Genomic DNA, 14,993 nt, shown 5'->3' on the forward strand with positions numbered 1-14,993 from the left:
GCTAAAATATCATTCCTTCATTATCTTGCTTGATTAGATTATCCTGTGCGTCTTGTTTAGGAAGCGGAGAAGTTTTGGTATATAGCTCATCTTTTCCTTCATACATGGTATGAAATATCCCTTCGGGTTCTATAAAATTTCTCTTTGTCTCGGGAAATTCTTTTATATATTGCTCTATAAAAGCCTTAAATACCGGCGCAGCCGTTCTTCCTCCACCCTCTATTTTTCTCATAGGCGTATTATTGTCATTTCCATACCATATCACAACTTCCACTTCCGGAGTAAATCCGCAAAACCAAGCGTCTATATTGTTGTTTGTAGTGCCTGTCTTGCCAGCTATCTGAATGCCTTTTACTCTTGCGTTTTGTCCTGTACCACTATTTACAACCGTTTTTAGCATATCTACCATTAGATATGCTTGCTCCGGCTTTGTTGTTTGAATTCGCCTTGTCTCAAATGCTGTCTCTAAATTTTGTGGATTTATAATCTTTCGTATAAGTTGAGGTTCGACTATCTCTCCACCATTTGGAAACATAGAGTAAAATTTGGCAAATTCCAAAGGCGATATGCCAAAGCTTCCAAGCGCCATAGATAGATCTTTGGATATATTTTTAAATTCCATATCGCTAATGAGCTTATATGTCGTATCAAGTCCAATTTCGTTAAGCAAATTTATAGTCGCCAAGTTTCTTGACTGTCTTAATGCATTTTTTAGCGTTATATAGCCTTGAAATCCACCGCTATAATTTTTTGGCTTCCAGTCTTGCTCGTTTCCTGAACTAAAAACTCTTGATATGTCGGCTACTTTACTCATCGGAGAGTAGCCTAGATCAAGCGCAATTTGGTATATAAATGGTTTAAAGCTAGATCCCGGCTGTCTCATGCTCTGGGTAGCTCTATTGTAGCTGCTTTTGGAGTAATCAACTCCGCCAACTAGGGCTAAAATTTCACCGCTTTTTGGTGCCGTTACGACGATGGCTCCGTTTAAAACCGAGGCATTGGCGTCTTTATCGCGCTTTAAAATTTCACTATAGCCAAATTTCAGTGCATCTTCTGCCATCTTTTGAACTTTGAGGTCGATATTAGTCTCTATCCTATATCCGCCAACTCTAATATCGCTAAATATCTTTGAAGCTTCTTTAATAACCTCGTCCACCACATAAGGAGAGACGTTTTGAGTTAAAGTATCATCATATACTATAGGTTGTTCGGCTATGGCTTTTTTATACTCATCCTCATTTATCCAACCAAGCATATTCATACGCCAGATTACATTGTTCGCCCTACCAAGAGATAGATCAAGGTGCTTTGTGGGATCATAAGCGCTTGGAGCCTTTGGTAAGCCTACTAAAATAGCTATCTCTTTTATGGTTAACTCGTTTAGCTCTTTTCTAAAATACCCTTTAGCCGCAGCTTTTATACCGTAATATCCGTGACCCAAATATACTTGATTAAGGTATCTTTCTAAAATTTGCTCCTTGGTAAGCTCTTTTTCAAGCTTCATTGCCACAATCATCTCTTGTATTTTTCTAGTAAATTTCTTCTCTCTGGTTAGTATCATATTTTTTACAAGCTGCTGAGTGAGTGTACTAGCACCTTCTACCAGCTTGCCGGCCTTTATATCTTTTATAATGGCTCTTGTAATAGCCTCAGGATTTATGCCTCCATGCTCAAAGAAGCTTGTATCTTCTATCGCTACTAAGGCCTCTATTACACGAGAAGGAATCTCGTCGTATCTGGCGTAAATTCTATTTTCCTCAAAAAGATTTGCTATGAGATTTCCGTTTTTGTCATAAATTTGTGTAGTAAGTTTTGGCTTATACTCTATTATTCCACTTATATCGGGCTGAATTTGATAATATAGGTATATAAAGGCTGCGCCGCTTGAGACAAAAATTATAAAAAAAAGTGAAGATAAAAATCTAATCATAAAAAGGCCTTTAATTGCTCTATATTTAAGCCTCTGGCCGTGCTTTCATTGCCTATCTTTTTTAATATATATTTTTTATTAAATCCCTCTATCATCATTGCGCCAGCTTTTCCTTGCCATTCGTTACTTTTTATGTATTCGTTTAAATCATCTTGGCTAAATTTGGCAAATTGATATGTTGTAGAGCTTATATTGGTAAGTTCAAATTCTTCACCTAAAAATATCATGGCTGTTATAATTTTAGCTTCATTACCGCTTTGTAAATTTAGCATATATAAAGCCTCTTGTTTATCTTTTGCCTTACCTAAGATTTTACCATTACACACGACTGCACTATCTGCAAAAAGGAGATTTTTTAAATTTGGATGCTCTTTTAAAAATTGCTCTTTTTTCGTTTGAACTACTTTTAAAACATAACTTGCGGGTTTTAAATTTCTATCAACTTCGCTTTCGTCAAAATCAAAAGAAAACTGCCTGAATTTAACTTCATTTTCTTCTAAAATTTTAGCTCTTGTGATAGAGCTTGATGCTAGATTTATCATCAAAACGCCCTATAAGCTATACCAAGATAGGTTGCAAACAGTGCAAATACGACATTTAGCGGTATAAAGTAATATATAACTACTATCAAATTTTCATGAAGCTCTATATATTCGCCTTTTTTCATTGATTTGACCGCTCTATTTATTCTATATGTTACATATATTACATTTATCAACAAAAAGCAAAAGACCGTCCATTTGGTAGCTAGAATCGTATTTAACATAGGGTCTGCAACCTTAGAGTAGTCATCTTCTCCTGTTAGCATGCTGGTTGCGATAATCACAGCCAAAGATATATAAACCGCGCATCCAAGATATTTTAGTGCAGAGATCACTAGAATGTATCTTTTGTGATTGTTTGCAATATCTTTCATAAAAAATTTAGCCATAAACCAAAAGTTGGCTTGAAATCCCACAAATACTATCGTGGCAACCGTATGTAAAAATGGCAAAATGTGACTAAGTTTTGCAAAAGCTATGTTAAATTCAGGCATTAAGCTAATTTTCCTTTAATAAATTCAAAAGCCTCTTTTTTGGCTCTATCTATCTGACTCACATCCTTACCACCTGCGGTTGCAAAATCATCCTTGCCACCGCCATTTCCACCTAAAATTTGAGCCGTCATTTTAACCCACTCTCCGGCCTTTATGTTTGCGTTTTTAACGCCTGCTGCGATGGCTATTTTTTCGTCCTTAACCTGCATAAATAGTGCAGCAACTTTTTCATTTGAGTTTTTTATCTCATCTATTGCGGTTTTTATATCTCCGCTTTCTAGAATTTCTACACAAACCTTTATTCCGCCGATATCAGTTGGATTTATAGCCTTTGACCCGCCAGCGTTTTTAAGCTCATCTTTTAGGCTCTTTATCTCGCTCTTTAACTTTTTTATCGCCGTCATCGGCTCTACGCTTTTTAGCTCGCCTCTTATCTCTTCAAGTTCATCTCTTAAATTTTTGGCGAAATTTAGGGCAGCTTTTGAGCATATCGCCTCTATTCTACGTACTCCTGCACTCACTCCGCTCTCTTTTGTTATAAAAAATGCCCCAATTTCGTTAATATTTTTTACGTGAGTTCCTCCGCAAAGCTCTTTGCTAACATCGCCAAAGCTAAGGACCCTTACGTTGTCATCGTATTTTTCACCAAAAAGAGCTATAGCACCGCTGTTTTTAGCGCTTTCTATATCCATTATCTCGGTTTTTGCAGCGGCTCCGTTGGCTATAGCGTTATTTACAAAATTTTCTATTTTGTTTATCTCTTCGCTTGTAAGAGCCTTAGGATGAGAGAAGTCAAATCTAAGCTTGGTAGCTTCTACGCTTGATCCTGCTTGTGCCACATGTGTTCCAAGAATGCTTCTAAGTGCCGAGTGAAGTAGGTGTGTTGCACTATGGTGGCGAGCTATTTCGCTTCTTTCGTCGCTTACTTTTACTTCAACCTCATCTCCTGCGCTTAAATTTGCTTTTAGCTCTATAGATGATAGGTTTAATCCGTGAAATTTCTGCGTATCAACCACTTTTGCAAAATTTAAAATATCTCCAGTATCTCCGCATTGTCCGCCGCTTTGTGCATAAAAAGGAGTTTTATCAAGCATAACCCAGCCGTTTTGTCCGGCTTTTAAGCTCATAACCCTTTTAAAATCCTCATCAAGCAAGGCTAAAATTTTGCTTTTTGAGCTCAAACTTTCATATCCTATAAACTCATTCTCTCCAAATTCTTCTAAAAGCTCTTTAAAATCTCCCTTTGCACTCTTATCTCCGCTTCCTTTCCAAGCGGCCTTTGCACGAGTTTTTTGCTCATTCATCAGCTCTTCAAATTTTGCTTCATCTACTTTTAGATTTTTATCCCTTAGCATATCGGCTGTAAGATCAAGTGGGAAGCCGTAAGTATCATAAAGCTTAAACGCGATCTCTCCGCTAAAGACATCTTTAGTATTTTTAAGCTCGCTGTTAAATAGCTCAAGACCCGATGCTATAGTTGCAAAAAATCTCTCTTCTTCTAATCTAATCTGCTCTTTAACCGCCTCTTTTTTATCATTTAGATAAGCGTAGTGTCCGCCCATTAGTTCGCATACCTTATCAACTAGCTTATACATAAAAGGCTCTTTTATACCCAGTAAGTATCCGTGGCGAACAGCGCGGCGTAAAATTCGTCGCAGAACGTATCCTCTACCCTCTTTATCAAAATTTACTCCTTGAGCTAACAAAAAAGTAACCGAGCGAATATGATCGCTGATTACGCGGTAGCTTGCTCCGGTTGAATACTCGTAAGGTTTTTTACAAAGCCTTGCAACCTCATTTATATAAGGTATGAAAAGAGAGCTGTCGTAGTTGCTAAATTTCCCCTCTTTTATTGCCGTTACACGTTCAAGTCCCATGCCTGTATCTATTGAAGGTTTTGGAAGAGGGCTTAGCTTTCCGTCTGCGCCTCTTTCATACTGCATAAATACGAGATTCCAAATTTCAAGAAATCTATCTCCGTCTCCACCCATGTAGTCTTCATCGGAGTTAAAATTTTCTGCTCCTTGATCGTAAAATATCTCAGAACAAGGTCCGCAAGGTCCGGTATCGCCCATTTGCCAGAAATTGTCTTTATCTCCAAATTTATAAATTCTATCCTTGCTTATATGCTCTTGCCACATCTCATACGCTTCATCATCACTCTCGTGAACTGTTACGTAAAGGCGATCTTTTGGTAGTTTCAATATCTCTGTTACAAATTCCCATCCGTAAGCTATCGCATCTTTTTTAAAGTATTCTCCGAAGCTAAAATTTCCAAGCATTTCAAAAAAAGTGTGGTGGCGTGCCGTATATCCGACATTATCAAGGTCGTTATGTTTACCGCCCGCTCTTATGCAGGTTTGGCAGCTTGTGCGAATCGGCGGGGTAGGGCGTGGAATCTCACCTGTAAAAATACTTTTAAAAGGCACCATTCCAGCGTTTGTAAAAAGCAGTGTTGCATCATTTGGAACAAGCGGAGCGGAAGGTATTATTTCGTGTCCCTTTGAGCTGAAAAAATTTAAAAAAGCTTCTCTGACATCAAAAATATTTGTATCGCAATTTTTCATTAATTTTCCTATTTAAAATTTATAAAATAGTTCTGATTTTAGCATAAAAATTATAAATTCTAAGACACCTGTATACTGTGCAATGTGTGGAAAATTATAATATTAAATTGAGAGTGTTTTGTAATTTTCAAGTAAGTTAATTATATAATTACCAATTTGTATTATAATCGCTATAAAAAAGATAAATTCGGAAAAATTTTATGAAAAAACGGCTTGCTATCATAGGGTTTAATGATGTCGGAAAGTTTCATTGCAATGAACTTAGAAGGTCCGATGAATTCGATCTTGTCGGTGTGTATTGTCAAAAAAATAGCGAATCTTTTGGGCGTATAAAAATTTATAGCGATCTAAACGAGCTGTTTGAATCCGCAGATCCGGAAGCTATTATAATAACAGATGGAATACAGTATCTTGAGCTTTTTTCAAAGTGTGTGAAAACCTGCAAACATATATTTATCCATCATCCTATAGCTAAAAATACAGGTGCAATTCATGAGATGAAATATTACTCTAATCTAAGTGGAGTTATGAGTGTCGCTGGATTTTTTGATAGGTTTAATCCTGTGATAGTATCTTTAAAAAAATCTCTTGAGAGAGAAGAGAAGATTTATTCGATAAATATTACAAGAGGCTTTTGTTTAAGCAGGAATTTAAATTTAGAAATCTTGCAAAATATTGATCTGGCAAGATTTGTAGCGGCTAGTGATATAGCGCAATTTTCTAAATTTGAAGTTCATAAAGAGGATAAAAAGAATCCAACAAATACTCTTTGTCAGCTGAAAATGAAAAATCAAACTTTAGTGAGTATACATAACTCCATAAATTATCCTATAGATCGGTTTATAATCGAAGTTTCGGCAAATAGCGGAATATATTTTGGAGATTTGATAGGTATGAAATTAAATAAATACACTGATTATGGACAGCAAAATTTAAAAGTAGATAGTGATATTTCACCTATTAAAAAGGCCCATTCGGAGTTTTTTGAGCTTTGTAAAAATGATAAATTTAATAATTTGGCATCGCTTGATGATGCTTTAAAGGTATATGAAATATGCGTATAAAAAGATTGCTTTTGCTATTAAATATGGGTGGCCCAAACAATATAGAAGAGGTTGAAATTTTTTTAAAAAATATGTTTAATGATCCGTATATTCTTGGTATCAAAAATAAAATTTTACGTAAATTCGTGGGTTTTATGATCGCAAAAGGACGTTTAAAGGCTGCTAAAAGCAACTATAATCAAATCGGAGGCAAGTCACCTCTTTGTGAAATAACAGCTAGTTTATGCTCTAAAATTTCAAATTTAAGCAGTGAGTTTGATGCGGTTGATTTTGCGATGAACTACACGCCTCCATTTGCCAAAGAAGTGTTAAAAAAATATGAAAACTTTGATGAAATTGTAGTTTTTCCACTTTATCCTCATCATTCCGTGACAACCATTTCATCGAGTATAGATGATTTTAATCTGGCGTTTAATGAGCTTAATTTGAAGTCAAAAGTAAAAATTGTGGAGCCATTTTTTGAAAATCAAACATATAATGATGCGGTTTTAAACAGTATAAAAAATAGTGTAAAAGGTATCAACACTGATGATATTACCTTGATATTTTCAGCTCACTCTCTTCCGCAAAAAACAATAGATAATGGTGATCTTTACGAAAAACATATAAGATCTCATGTAGAAATACTCTCAAATTTAATCAATAAAGAGATTAAATTCGCGGATATTAGCTTAGCTTATCAATCAAGACTCGGACCGGTAAAATGGCTGGAGCCTTCTTTAGGCGATGCCTTAACAGGCATTAAAAACAAAAAGGCTTTAGTTTATCCCATATCGTTTTGCATCGACAACTCAGAGACTGTTTTTGAGCTCGTAAAAGAGTATAAGGATGTTGCCAATCAGCTTAAATTCGAGTATTACGACGTAGTTCCTTGTCTTAATGACAGTGAAGAATTTGCCAAATTTATATTTCAAACCGGCTTAAGTTATATAAACAACAACACTGTAAACTAGAACTTAAACGGAATAAAATTTGCTTTCCCTTTATAAAATTATTTATAAGGAAAGTAAATGGAGTCTAAAAATATAGATTCATATCTTTTATCTTTAAAAAATTTAGCAAAAGGTTTAAATTTAGCCAAAAGTTCATCAAGTCATAATGATGATTTTGAAAAGTATTTAAAAGATACCAACTCAAATTTTGACAATATAAATTCAAAAATCAGTATGGATTTAGACAAATTTAAACAAAATTTGATAAATCTAGGCGCTGCGACATTTTTAAGTCAATTAAATCAATCAAAAATCGAAGAGAAAATAGCTGCTAAAAAAGAGGAACTGATAAAGACCTTGGGGCTTGATGAAGAGGGCTTAAAAAATAAAGGCAAAGATGAAATTTTAGAACTAAAAAATATACTTGAAGATCTATTAGAGCAGTTTAAAAAGGATCTGCTGGCAAGTTTACAAAATAACTCTTTATTGCAAAAACAACAAAGATTATCATCGGCTAGCCAAAACGGTTCTCCTCTTAGCTCTATCCTGCAAAAATTATAATTTTTGTTTTTGAGTGGCGGATTTTACGATATTTTCGTTGGTTCTGTTTATATCGCTAGGCTTTAAAAATCCTTCATCCACCATTAGATCAACGGTTTGTTTGAATACTGGAAGTGCGCTTTGAGCACCAAAGTAGTAGTATGGTTTTTTAGGTTCTCTAGCTAGCACTCCTATGGTGTAGCTGTTTCCTTCCGAATCATTAACAAAACCGAAAAAAGACCCGTTGTAGTTATTGGCGTATCCGCCATCTTTTGATGCGATATGTGCCGTTCCGGTTTTGCCGCCTATTTCAAGTCCGGCAGTTTTTGTCTTTTTCCCTGTTCCGTTTTCAACGGCCTTTATTAGGATTCTCTTCATCCTTTTTGCCACATCTTGTGTTAAAACTTCTACCGGTTCGGGCTTATTAACAATATAAAATTTACCGTTTTTATAAAGTGAGCTAACGACTTTTGGTGTTACCATAATACCTTTATTATTAAATACATTATAGGCTTTTAAAAGCTGTATAAAAGTTGCCTGAAGACCGTAACCGTAGCTAATCGTAGCCTTATAAATTTGCGAATTCATCTTGACTATAGGAGGCATATTCCCTACCTGCTCATACGGCATATCGATTCCAGTCTTTTGAGTGAAGCCAAATTTTAAAAGCCCCGAGTAAATTTGATGCCCGTCAAGCCTTTGAGCGATCTGAATCATACCTATGTTTGAAGAATGCACTATAATATCTTCCGCTGTCATATAGGCTTCCGGATGAGTATCTCTTATTATTCGTTTTCCTAGTTGGTATTTTCCGTTATATGTGTTTATCATTTCTAAGGGATTTATTTTATTATTGGCTAGTAAAACTGAGAACATAAAAGGCTTAAAAACAGAACCAGCCTCGTATGCGTATTCCGTAGCGCTTGAATTTAGTGCCTTATAATCTTGCTTTCTGATATTTGACGGGTCATATCTTGAGGTTGTGGCAAGTGCCAGCATCTCTCCTGTTTTTGAATCCATAACGCCTACTATTATCTCTTTTGCGTTTAGAAATTCCTTCCTCTCGTCAATGATCTTTTCAAGCATTGTTTGGAATTTAAGCGATATGCTTAAGATCGTATCGTATCCATCGACTCTATTTGCCAGATTTGAATCGCTTGTCAAAATTATATTATTGCCTATATCTTTTGGTCCTATAAGTTTCGCATCTTGAATAGCTGAGATGTAGTATTCATAGGATTTTTCAACCCCTTTTACGCCTTCAACCTTTGTAATGTTATCTTTTTCTACTTTTTTAACGTATCCGATAACTGGAGTTAAAGCATCTTTTGAAATGTATTGTCTATTTTCCCCGCTTTCGACTATGCTCATACCTCTTAGACTGGCAACGCCGGTATTTGGATCTTCATAAGGGATAAAAATTTTTTTTCTATATAGTTTTCTAGTTAATTCTTTTAAGTAAGCGGCACCTTTGGCATCAATCTTATAAGACAATGTTACGATGCCTTTTGCTCCGTCTAGTATCTTTTTAACTCTTTTTGGATTGTCGCCGCTATATAAAGAATAAAGTTTGATAAACATATCTTTCTTATCAGGATCGATATTTCTTGTGTCTACCATAGCTTTATATAGTTTTTGGCTGCTTGCTATACTAAATCCATCTTTGGTTATAATATTTCCTCTTAAAGCCGTATTTATATCGCTTGTTTCAAGCTTTGGCAAGCGTCTTTCTATGTTGGCTCTATAAAATATTACGATTAAAAATATGATAATGCCAAATACGATTAGAGAAAATAAAATTAGAGTTTTTGATTTTCTAGAGTTCATTTAAGGCTAAATTTGCGTCCTTGATATCTCTTTGTATGCACTAAGAGCTTTATTGCGAATTTCAAGCATTAGCTTCATGCTGGTCTCTGCTTTGCCGATAGCGATAGCTGCTTGGTGTAGATCTTTTACCTCTCCGGTAGCCAAATCCGCAATAGCCTTATCGGCATTTACTTGAACTTCGTTTAGCTCTTTAAGTGAGTTATCAAGCATAGCTGCAAAGTCATTTTCACCTATATTTTGTGTAGAATTAAGATTCTCTTTTTTAAAAGGTGAAGCAACCGAGCCGATTTTATCTATATTTGTCATTATTAACCTCTTAATAGTTCTATTGCACTTTGAGCGATAGCTTTAGCGCTCTGAAACGCAGAAACATTTGCCTGATAGGCTCTTGTAGCCTCAATTAGATCAGCCATTTCGATGACCGGATTTATATTAGGATATGCTACATAACCTTTTGCATTGGCATCCGGATGAGACGGATCATATTTTAGTTTGAAATCCTTATCATCACGAACTACTTTATCAACTACAACGCTCATTATAGCAGGTTTTGCTTCTTTTTGCCAAAAGCTGTCATCAAGCGGGTTTTCATACTCAAGCATGTTTGTTTTTTTTGCGATTTGCTCATTTAACGTGCTATCAAAATCAACTGCTTTAAATATAACTTCGTGCCTGCGATAAGGTCCGCCTTCTGCCGCTCTAGTCGTATTTGCATTAGCTATATTTGAGCTAATTACGTTCATTCTAAATCTTTGCGCGCTTAGTCCGTATCCGCTTATATCAAAATCGCTTAAATAACTCATCTTAACTTCCTTTAAATCTTACTGCTTGCTTCGATCACGCTTTTAAAATTTGCACTATCGCGTTTCATCGCGTTATCAAGCGCGGTTATCATGATCGCATTTTTGCTAAGCTCGGTTGTCTCTACGTCAAGATCAACGGTATTTCCGTCGTTTCTAGCCATGTGTCCGTCACGAAGGAAGATCGTAGCCATTTTTGAGTCAGGAAATTTTACCTTTGGCAGGTGAGAGGCGTCAGTTTGGGCAAGCTCAAGTTCTTTAGTCTCTTTTTTGCCGTAAATTTCAGCAGCTCTCTCGCTAAGCGCTCTTTCAAATGCGATATCGCGTGATTTGTAAAACGGTGTATCGATGTTTGCGATGTTGCTTGATATAAGCTGCTGGCGTAAATTTCTGCTAGCTAACGCGCTTTCTACAAGCTGTTTTGACTTTGAACTTGATATACCTGCAAACATCTTTAGCCTTTTTATTTAAATTTCACTAGATATACAAGCAAAATTTGTTCCCAAAATTCTAAATTTCAAAGCAATTTTTCCAAATCTTTGAAATTTTCAAATCCGCTCGGCTCTTTTTTTAAAATTTTAAACTTTTTTAAAAACTCATCGCGCCCCATTGCCTGCGCACCCATAAATTTTAGATGATCATTCATCACTTGGCAGTCGATCATAAAATCAAATTTAGCTAAAACCTCGCAAAGCTTTATGATAGCGACCTTTGAAGCACCTGTTTTTAGACTTATCATACTCTCTCCGCAAAAGACTTTACCAAAAATTAGCCCGTAAAGTCCGCCGATAAGTTTTTCATCCTCGTAAACTTCTACACTATGAGCAAATCCTGCTTCAAACATCGCCGTATAGGCTTCTACGATGGTATCACTTAGCCAAGTATCTTCTTTGTTGGCTCGCTCTTTTTTACAAATTTTTAAAAATCCTGCAAAATCATGGTCAAATTTAACGCTAAATTTTTTGAGAGATGATTTTATGCTTTTTTGGATTCTAACTTCTTTTGGAAATAAAACTGCACGAGGATCCGGGCACCACCAATAAATTGGTTCATGTGGTAAAAACCAAGGGAAAATTCCTTTTTCGTATGCCTGAGTTAAGGCTTCCACGCTTAAATCACCGCCCATACAAAGAGGGGAATTTGCAGGAGCTAGTCGGGTGTTTGGGAAGTGATAAATTCTTTTAAAATTATTTTGCAACTTTATCCCGCCAGGCTAAAATATTTATTGCGCTTTTTCAAATTTAAACGCTAGTTTGCCATCTTTTATGCCAATATTGACCGCTCCTCCATTTTTAAGGGTTCCAAATAAAATTTCATCACTAATTTTAGTTGAAATTTCATCTTGTATTATGCGTTTTAAATTTCTAGCTCCAAATTCGTTGCTATAGCCTTTTTTGTAAAGATACTCTTTGGCTTTTGTATCGGCTTTGATTGTAACTTTTTTCTCTTTTAGGTTGAGGTTTAATTCATCTATTATTTTTTGGGTTATTCGAACTAAAATATCCTCGTTAAGATCCTTAAAATGAACTACTGCATCAATTCTATTTCTAAATTCAGGGCTAAAAAAACTTTTTACAGCACTATCGCTTCGACTGCTTTCATCTTTGCTAAAGCCCATTTTTGGAGCCTCTTTTGAGCCTAAATTTGAAGTCATAATGATGATAGTATTTCTAAAATCACTTTTCGCGCCGGTGTTGTCAGTTAAACTAGCACTATCAAAAATTTGTAAAAAGACATTCACAAGCTCGTCATTCGCTTTTTCTATCTCGTCAAACAAAATTACGCTATAAGGGTGCTTTTTGATCGCATTTGTAAGCATGCCTCCGCCTTCAAAGCCCACATATCCGGGAGGCGCTCCAATTAGTCTTGATACGCTATGTTTTTCCATATATTCGCTCATGTCAAAGCGTTCAAAATTGATGTTTAAATTTCTAGCCAGCGATATTGCCAGCTCACTTTTACCTACACCGCTTGAGCCTGTAAATAAAAATACGCCTATAGGTGAATTAGGGTTTTTAAGCCCTACATACGAGCGCTTTATCGCATCGGCTAGAGTTTTAACAGCATCGTCTTGTCCGAAAATTTCAGATTTTAAATTCTTTTCAAGATCTTTTAAAAATGAAATGTCATTAGTCTTTACATCGGTTGTATTAGGAATATTTGCAATCTTGCTTAAAACTTCGCTTATATCGCTTTTTTTAACTTTTACATTTTTTTTCTCTTTTAATGCCAACCTTGCTCCAACTTCATCTATAAGGTCTATAGCACTATCTGGTAAAAAGCGATCATTGATATATTTTTTAGCTAGCTCTACACTTAGTTTTAAAATCTCGTCACTATATTTAACGCTGTGAAATTTCTCGTATTTGGTGCGAAGCCCTTTTAAAATTTCAACGCTATCCTCTATGCTTGGCTCCTCCACGTCTATTTTGGCAAAGCGTCTTGATAGAGCCTTCTCCTTTTCAAAAAAATTTCTATACTCGGTATATGTAGTTGCACCTATACATCTAAGTGAGCCGTTGGCAAGGGCTGGTTTTAGTAAATTTGACATATCAAGACTTCCACCACTTGTAGCGCCTGCTCCTATTATTGTATGAATCTCATCTATGAAAAGTACCGCATTTTCGTGATCGCTAGCCTCATCTATGACATCTTTTAGTCGTTTTTCAAAATCACCGCGATATTTTGTGCCAGCTATCATAGCCCCCAGATCAAGGGCGAAAATTTGAGACCCTTTGAGTTTGTCGGGCACTTCATCTTGAGAAATTTTTAGCGCCAATCCTTCTACTATTGCGGTTTTTCCTACTCCAGCCTCACCGACTAATAAAGGATTATTTTTCTTGCGGCGACTTAGGGTCTGCATAAGCCTTTCTAGCTCATTGGTCCTGCCTATAATGGGATCAATCTTTCCCTCTTTTGCAAAAACTGTTAGATTTATTGCAAATTTACTTAAATTTTCAAATTTATCGCTCTCAGCCGTTGTTTCCTCTTTTATCTTTTGTGCATCTACCCCATAAAAATCTAAAATTTGTGAGCAAAAGCTATCTTTGCTGACCGCAATTTTATACAAAAGCTCTCTAATTCCTATATTTTTATTCTGCGCCTTTGTTTCATCTGTAAGTTCTTTGAAAATTTGCTCAAGCAACAGTGTCATTTTAGGTTGTTTGTTTTGTGTAACTTGTTCGTTATTTTGTGCAAGATAGTTTTTAAGATCGTTTCTTAATCCTTCAATATCTTTAAGTCCTGCACGAGTAAGCATATCTCTACTCTCTTCATTTAGATTTATTAATACAAATAATATATGCTCACTTGTTAAATATTCGTGCGAATTTGAGTATGCGAACTGTCCTGCTTTTTCCAAAAAATAGCTTAAATTTGCATCCAGCATCACTCCTCCTCTATATTTACTCTTAGCGGATATCCAGCGCTGATAGCCGCTTTTCTAACTTCATTTTGCTTACTAAGAGCAATTTCTTTGATATAAACCCCACATACAGCACTTCCTTCGTTGTGAACTTTTAACATCAATGCAATGGCGCTTTGTGCGCTATGATGAAAAATTTGCGTCAAAACATCTACTACAAAATCCATACTTGTCACATCATCGTTTAATAAAATAACTTTAAATTTTTTAGGAAATTTAATTTTTTCTTTTAGACTCGTATTTTTCAGCGTTCTTTCGCTAGTTTTAGTTGACATTTTTGATTCTCTCAAAATCCTGAGTCAATTTGTCTAAGTGAATCCCGCCCAGATAGTAATGTACTCCAAATTTTCCGCTGGCAATATCTGTTAGTGGTTGATAGATTCCGTTTTTAAGCACCATTTTTATAGGCACAGACTCAAGATGCGGATATTTGATATCTTCTAGAATTTGAGCGCTAAGCTTATCGTTCACAGGCATATCGTTTGAGATGAAATAATATGCGTTGTATTTTTGTGCAAAATTCTCTATAACGTGTTGGTTTGTTACATTTTCAAAGTGAGTTAATGCAATTATTGTAAAATCTTTATTGTTTTTTAGCTGAAAATCCATTAGTTCAGGCGCCTCTTTTTGACAAGGAGGACAAAATGTGCCAAAGATATCAAACATTATTACCTTGCTCTCATCGCCTTTTATGACAAATCCACCTTGTGTTCTAAGCAAGGTTAGCTCTTTTCCAAATACACTAGTAAGCTTGATCTCTTCGCCTGTTTTGTAACCCTCTACCTTAGCAGGAGCTTTTGCTGTCTCGTCCTCTTTGCCGCAACCGACTAAAAAAATCACACATAGAATTGCTAAAAATATTTTTTTCATATT

The 14,993-nt window shown here is 35.7% G+C and carries 15 protein-coding genes; 3 read left to right on the forward strand and 12 right to left on the reverse strand.

The window, feature by feature from the left end; genetic code table 11:
* Position 1 precedes the first annotated feature (1 nt).
* Genes CDOM16189_RS01105 through alaS form a run of 4 tightly spaced genes read right to left on the reverse strand, consistent with a single transcriptional unit; the run spans position 2 to position 5,533 of the window.
* Positions 2-1,927 (reverse strand): PBP1A family penicillin-binding protein, encoded by a 1,926-nt coding sequence (locus CDOM16189_RS01105; RefSeq protein WP_169974025.1) that lies wholly within the window; start codon positions 1,925-1,927, stop codon positions 2-4.
* Positions 1,927-2,472 (reverse strand): septum formation inhibitor Maf, encoded by a 546-nt coding sequence (maf, locus tag CDOM16189_RS01110; protein ID WP_169973635.1) that lies wholly within the window; start codon positions 2,470-2,472, stop codon positions 1,927-1,929. The genes CDOM16189_RS01105 and maf overlap by 1 nt, the downstream gene beginning before the upstream one ends.
* Positions 2,472-2,966: a 3-isopropylmalate dehydratase gene (locus CDOM16189_RS01115; protein WP_169973637.1), complete on the reverse strand. Its 495-nt coding sequence runs from the start codon at positions 2,964-2,966 to the stop codon at positions 2,472-2,474. The genes maf and CDOM16189_RS01115 overlap by 1 nt, the downstream gene beginning before the upstream one ends.
* Positions 2,966-5,533: an alanine--tRNA ligase gene (gene alaS / locus CDOM16189_RS01120; protein ID WP_169973639.1), complete on the reverse strand. Its 2,568-nt coding sequence runs from the start codon at positions 5,531-5,533 to the stop codon at positions 2,966-2,968. Before alaS ends, CDOM16189_RS01115 begins: the two co-directional genes overlap by 1 nt.
* A 200-nt stretch (positions 5,534-5,733) precedes the next feature.
* Here alaS and CDOM16189_RS01125 point away from each other — a divergent pair, with 200 nt between their 5' ends.
* The 3 genes from CDOM16189_RS01125 to CDOM16189_RS01135 are packed head-to-tail and all read left to right on the forward strand — an operon-like array spanning position 5,734 to position 8,090.
* The gene (locus tag CDOM16189_RS01125; RefSeq protein ID WP_169973641.1) at positions 5,734-6,597 is read left to right on the forward strand and encodes a Gfo/Idh/MocA family oxidoreductase; all 864 of its coding nucleotides are present in this window, start codon (positions 5,734-5,736) and stop codon (positions 6,595-6,597) included.
* Positions 6,594-7,550: a ferrochelatase gene (hemH, locus tag CDOM16189_RS01130; RefSeq protein WP_169974027.1), complete on the forward strand. Its 957-nt coding sequence runs from the start codon at positions 6,594-6,596 to the stop codon at positions 7,548-7,550. Before CDOM16189_RS01125 ends, hemH begins: the two co-directional genes overlap by 4 nt.
* 57 nt (positions 7,551-7,607) lie before the next feature.
* Positions 7,608-8,090 (forward strand): response regulator, encoded by a 483-nt coding sequence (locus CDOM16189_RS01135; protein ID WP_169973643.1) that lies wholly within the window; start codon positions 7,608-7,610, stop codon positions 8,088-8,090.
* On the opposite strand, the gene CDOM16189_RS01140 is transcribed toward CDOM16189_RS01135, so the two are convergent.
* The 8 genes from CDOM16189_RS01140 to CDOM16189_RS01175 form a co-directional block, all read right to left on the reverse strand.
* The gene (locus CDOM16189_RS01140) at positions 8,085-9,896 is read right to left on the reverse strand and encodes a peptidoglycan D,D-transpeptidase FtsI family protein (RefSeq protein WP_169973645.1); all 1,812 of its coding nucleotides are present in this window, start codon (positions 9,894-9,896) and stop codon (positions 8,085-8,087) included. The genes CDOM16189_RS01135 and CDOM16189_RS01140 overlap by 6 nt on opposite strands.
* A 6-nt stretch (positions 9,897-9,902) precedes the next feature.
* Complete coding sequence (gene fliE / locus CDOM16189_RS01145; protein WP_169973647.1) at positions 9,903-10,202, reverse strand: flagellar hook-basal body complex protein FliE; 300 nt, start codon at positions 10,200-10,202, stop codon at positions 9,903-9,905.
* 2 nt (positions 10,203-10,204) lie between these two features.
* Positions 10,205-10,699: a flagellar basal body rod protein FlgC gene (flgC, locus tag CDOM16189_RS01150; protein WP_169973649.1), complete on the reverse strand. Its 495-nt coding sequence runs from the start codon at positions 10,697-10,699 to the stop codon at positions 10,205-10,207.
* Between the two features lie 11 nt (positions 10,700-10,710).
* Positions 10,711-11,148, reverse strand: coding sequence for a flagellar basal body rod protein FlgB (flgB, locus tag CDOM16189_RS01155; protein WP_169973651.1), 438 nt, complete (start codon positions 11,146-11,148; stop codon positions 10,711-10,713).
* A 65-nt stretch (positions 11,149-11,213) separates the two neighbouring features.
* A complete protein-coding gene (aat, locus tag CDOM16189_RS01160) occupies positions 11,214-11,822 on the reverse strand; it encodes a leucyl/phenylalanyl-tRNA--protein transferase (protein ID WP_211436554.1) in 609 nt (202 codons plus the stop codon).
* A gap of 96 nt (positions 11,823-11,918) precedes the next feature.
* Complete coding sequence (locus tag CDOM16189_RS01165) at positions 11,919-14,084, reverse strand: AAA family ATPase (protein WP_169973655.1); 2,166 nt, start codon at positions 14,082-14,084, stop codon at positions 11,919-11,921.
* Entirely contained in the window at positions 14,084-14,395 is a 312-nt protein-coding gene (locus CDOM16189_RS01170; protein ID WP_169973657.1) for an ATP-dependent Clp protease adaptor ClpS, read from the reverse strand. Before CDOM16189_RS01170 ends, CDOM16189_RS01165 begins: the two co-directional genes overlap by 1 nt.
* Positions 14,385-14,990 (reverse strand): thioredoxin domain-containing protein, encoded by a 606-nt coding sequence (locus CDOM16189_RS01175; protein WP_169973659.1) that lies wholly within the window; start codon positions 14,988-14,990, stop codon positions 14,385-14,387. Before CDOM16189_RS01175 ends, CDOM16189_RS01170 begins: the two co-directional genes overlap by 11 nt.
* Positions 14,991-14,993 lie beyond the last annotated feature (3 nt).

Origin of the sequence: Campylobacter sp. RM16189 (genome assembly GCF_012978815.1) — a bacterium.
Lineage (GTDB): Bacteria > Campylobacterota > Campylobacteria > Campylobacterales > Campylobacteraceae > Campylobacter_A.

What these genes read in the sequence shown, in the direction of transcription:
- maf (WP_169973635.1), bottom strand. Translation starts at nt 2,472, where the DNA reads ATGATAAATCTAGCATCAAGCTCTATCACAAGAGCTAAAATTTTAGAA.
- CDOM16189_RS01115 (WP_169973637.1), bottom strand. Translation starts at nt 2,966, where the DNA reads ATGCCTGAATTTAACATAGCTTTTGCAAAACTTAGTCACATTTTGCCA.
- alaS (WP_169973639.1), bottom strand. Translation starts at nt 5,533, where the DNA reads ATGAAAAATTGCGATACAAATATTTTTGATGTCAGAGAAGCTTTTTTA.
- CDOM16189_RS01125 (WP_169973641.1), top strand. Translation starts at nt 5,734, where the DNA reads ATGAAAAAACGGCTTGCTATCATAGGGTTTAATGATGTCGGAAAGTTT.
- CDOM16189_RS01135 (WP_169973643.1), top strand. Translation starts at nt 7,608, where the DNA reads ATGGAGTCTAAAAATATAGATTCATATCTTTTATCTTTAAAAAATTTA.
- CDOM16189_RS01140 (WP_169973645.1), bottom strand. Translation starts at nt 9,896, where the DNA reads ATGAACTCTAGAAAATCAAAAACTCTAATTTTATTTTCTCTAATCGTA.
- fliE (WP_169973647.1), bottom strand. Translation starts at nt 10,202, where the DNA reads ATGACAAATATAGATAAAATCGGCTCGGTTGCTTCACCTTTTAAAAAA.
- flgC (WP_169973649.1), bottom strand. Translation starts at nt 10,699, where the DNA reads ATGAGTTATTTAAGCGATTTTGATATAAGCGGATACGGACTAAGCGCG.
- flgB (WP_169973651.1), bottom strand. Translation starts at nt 11,148, where the DNA reads ATGTTTGCAGGTATATCAAGTTCAAAGTCAAAACAGCTTGTAGAAAGC.
- aat (WP_211436554.1), bottom strand. Translation starts at nt 11,822, where the DNA reads ATGGGCGGTGATTTAAGCGTGGAAGCCTTAACTCAGGCATACGAAAAA.
- CDOM16189_RS01165 (WP_169973655.1), bottom strand. Translation starts at nt 14,084, where the DNA reads ATGCTGGATGCAAATTTAAGCTATTTTTTGGAAAAAGCAGGACAGTTC.
- CDOM16189_RS01170 (WP_169973657.1), bottom strand. Translation starts at nt 14,395, where the DNA reads ATGTCAACTAAAACTAGCGAAAGAACGCTGAAAAATACGAGTCTAAAA.
- CDOM16189_RS01175 (WP_169973659.1), bottom strand. Translation starts at nt 14,990, where the DNA reads ATGAAAAAAATATTTTTAGCAATTCTATGTGTGATTTTTTTAGTCGGT.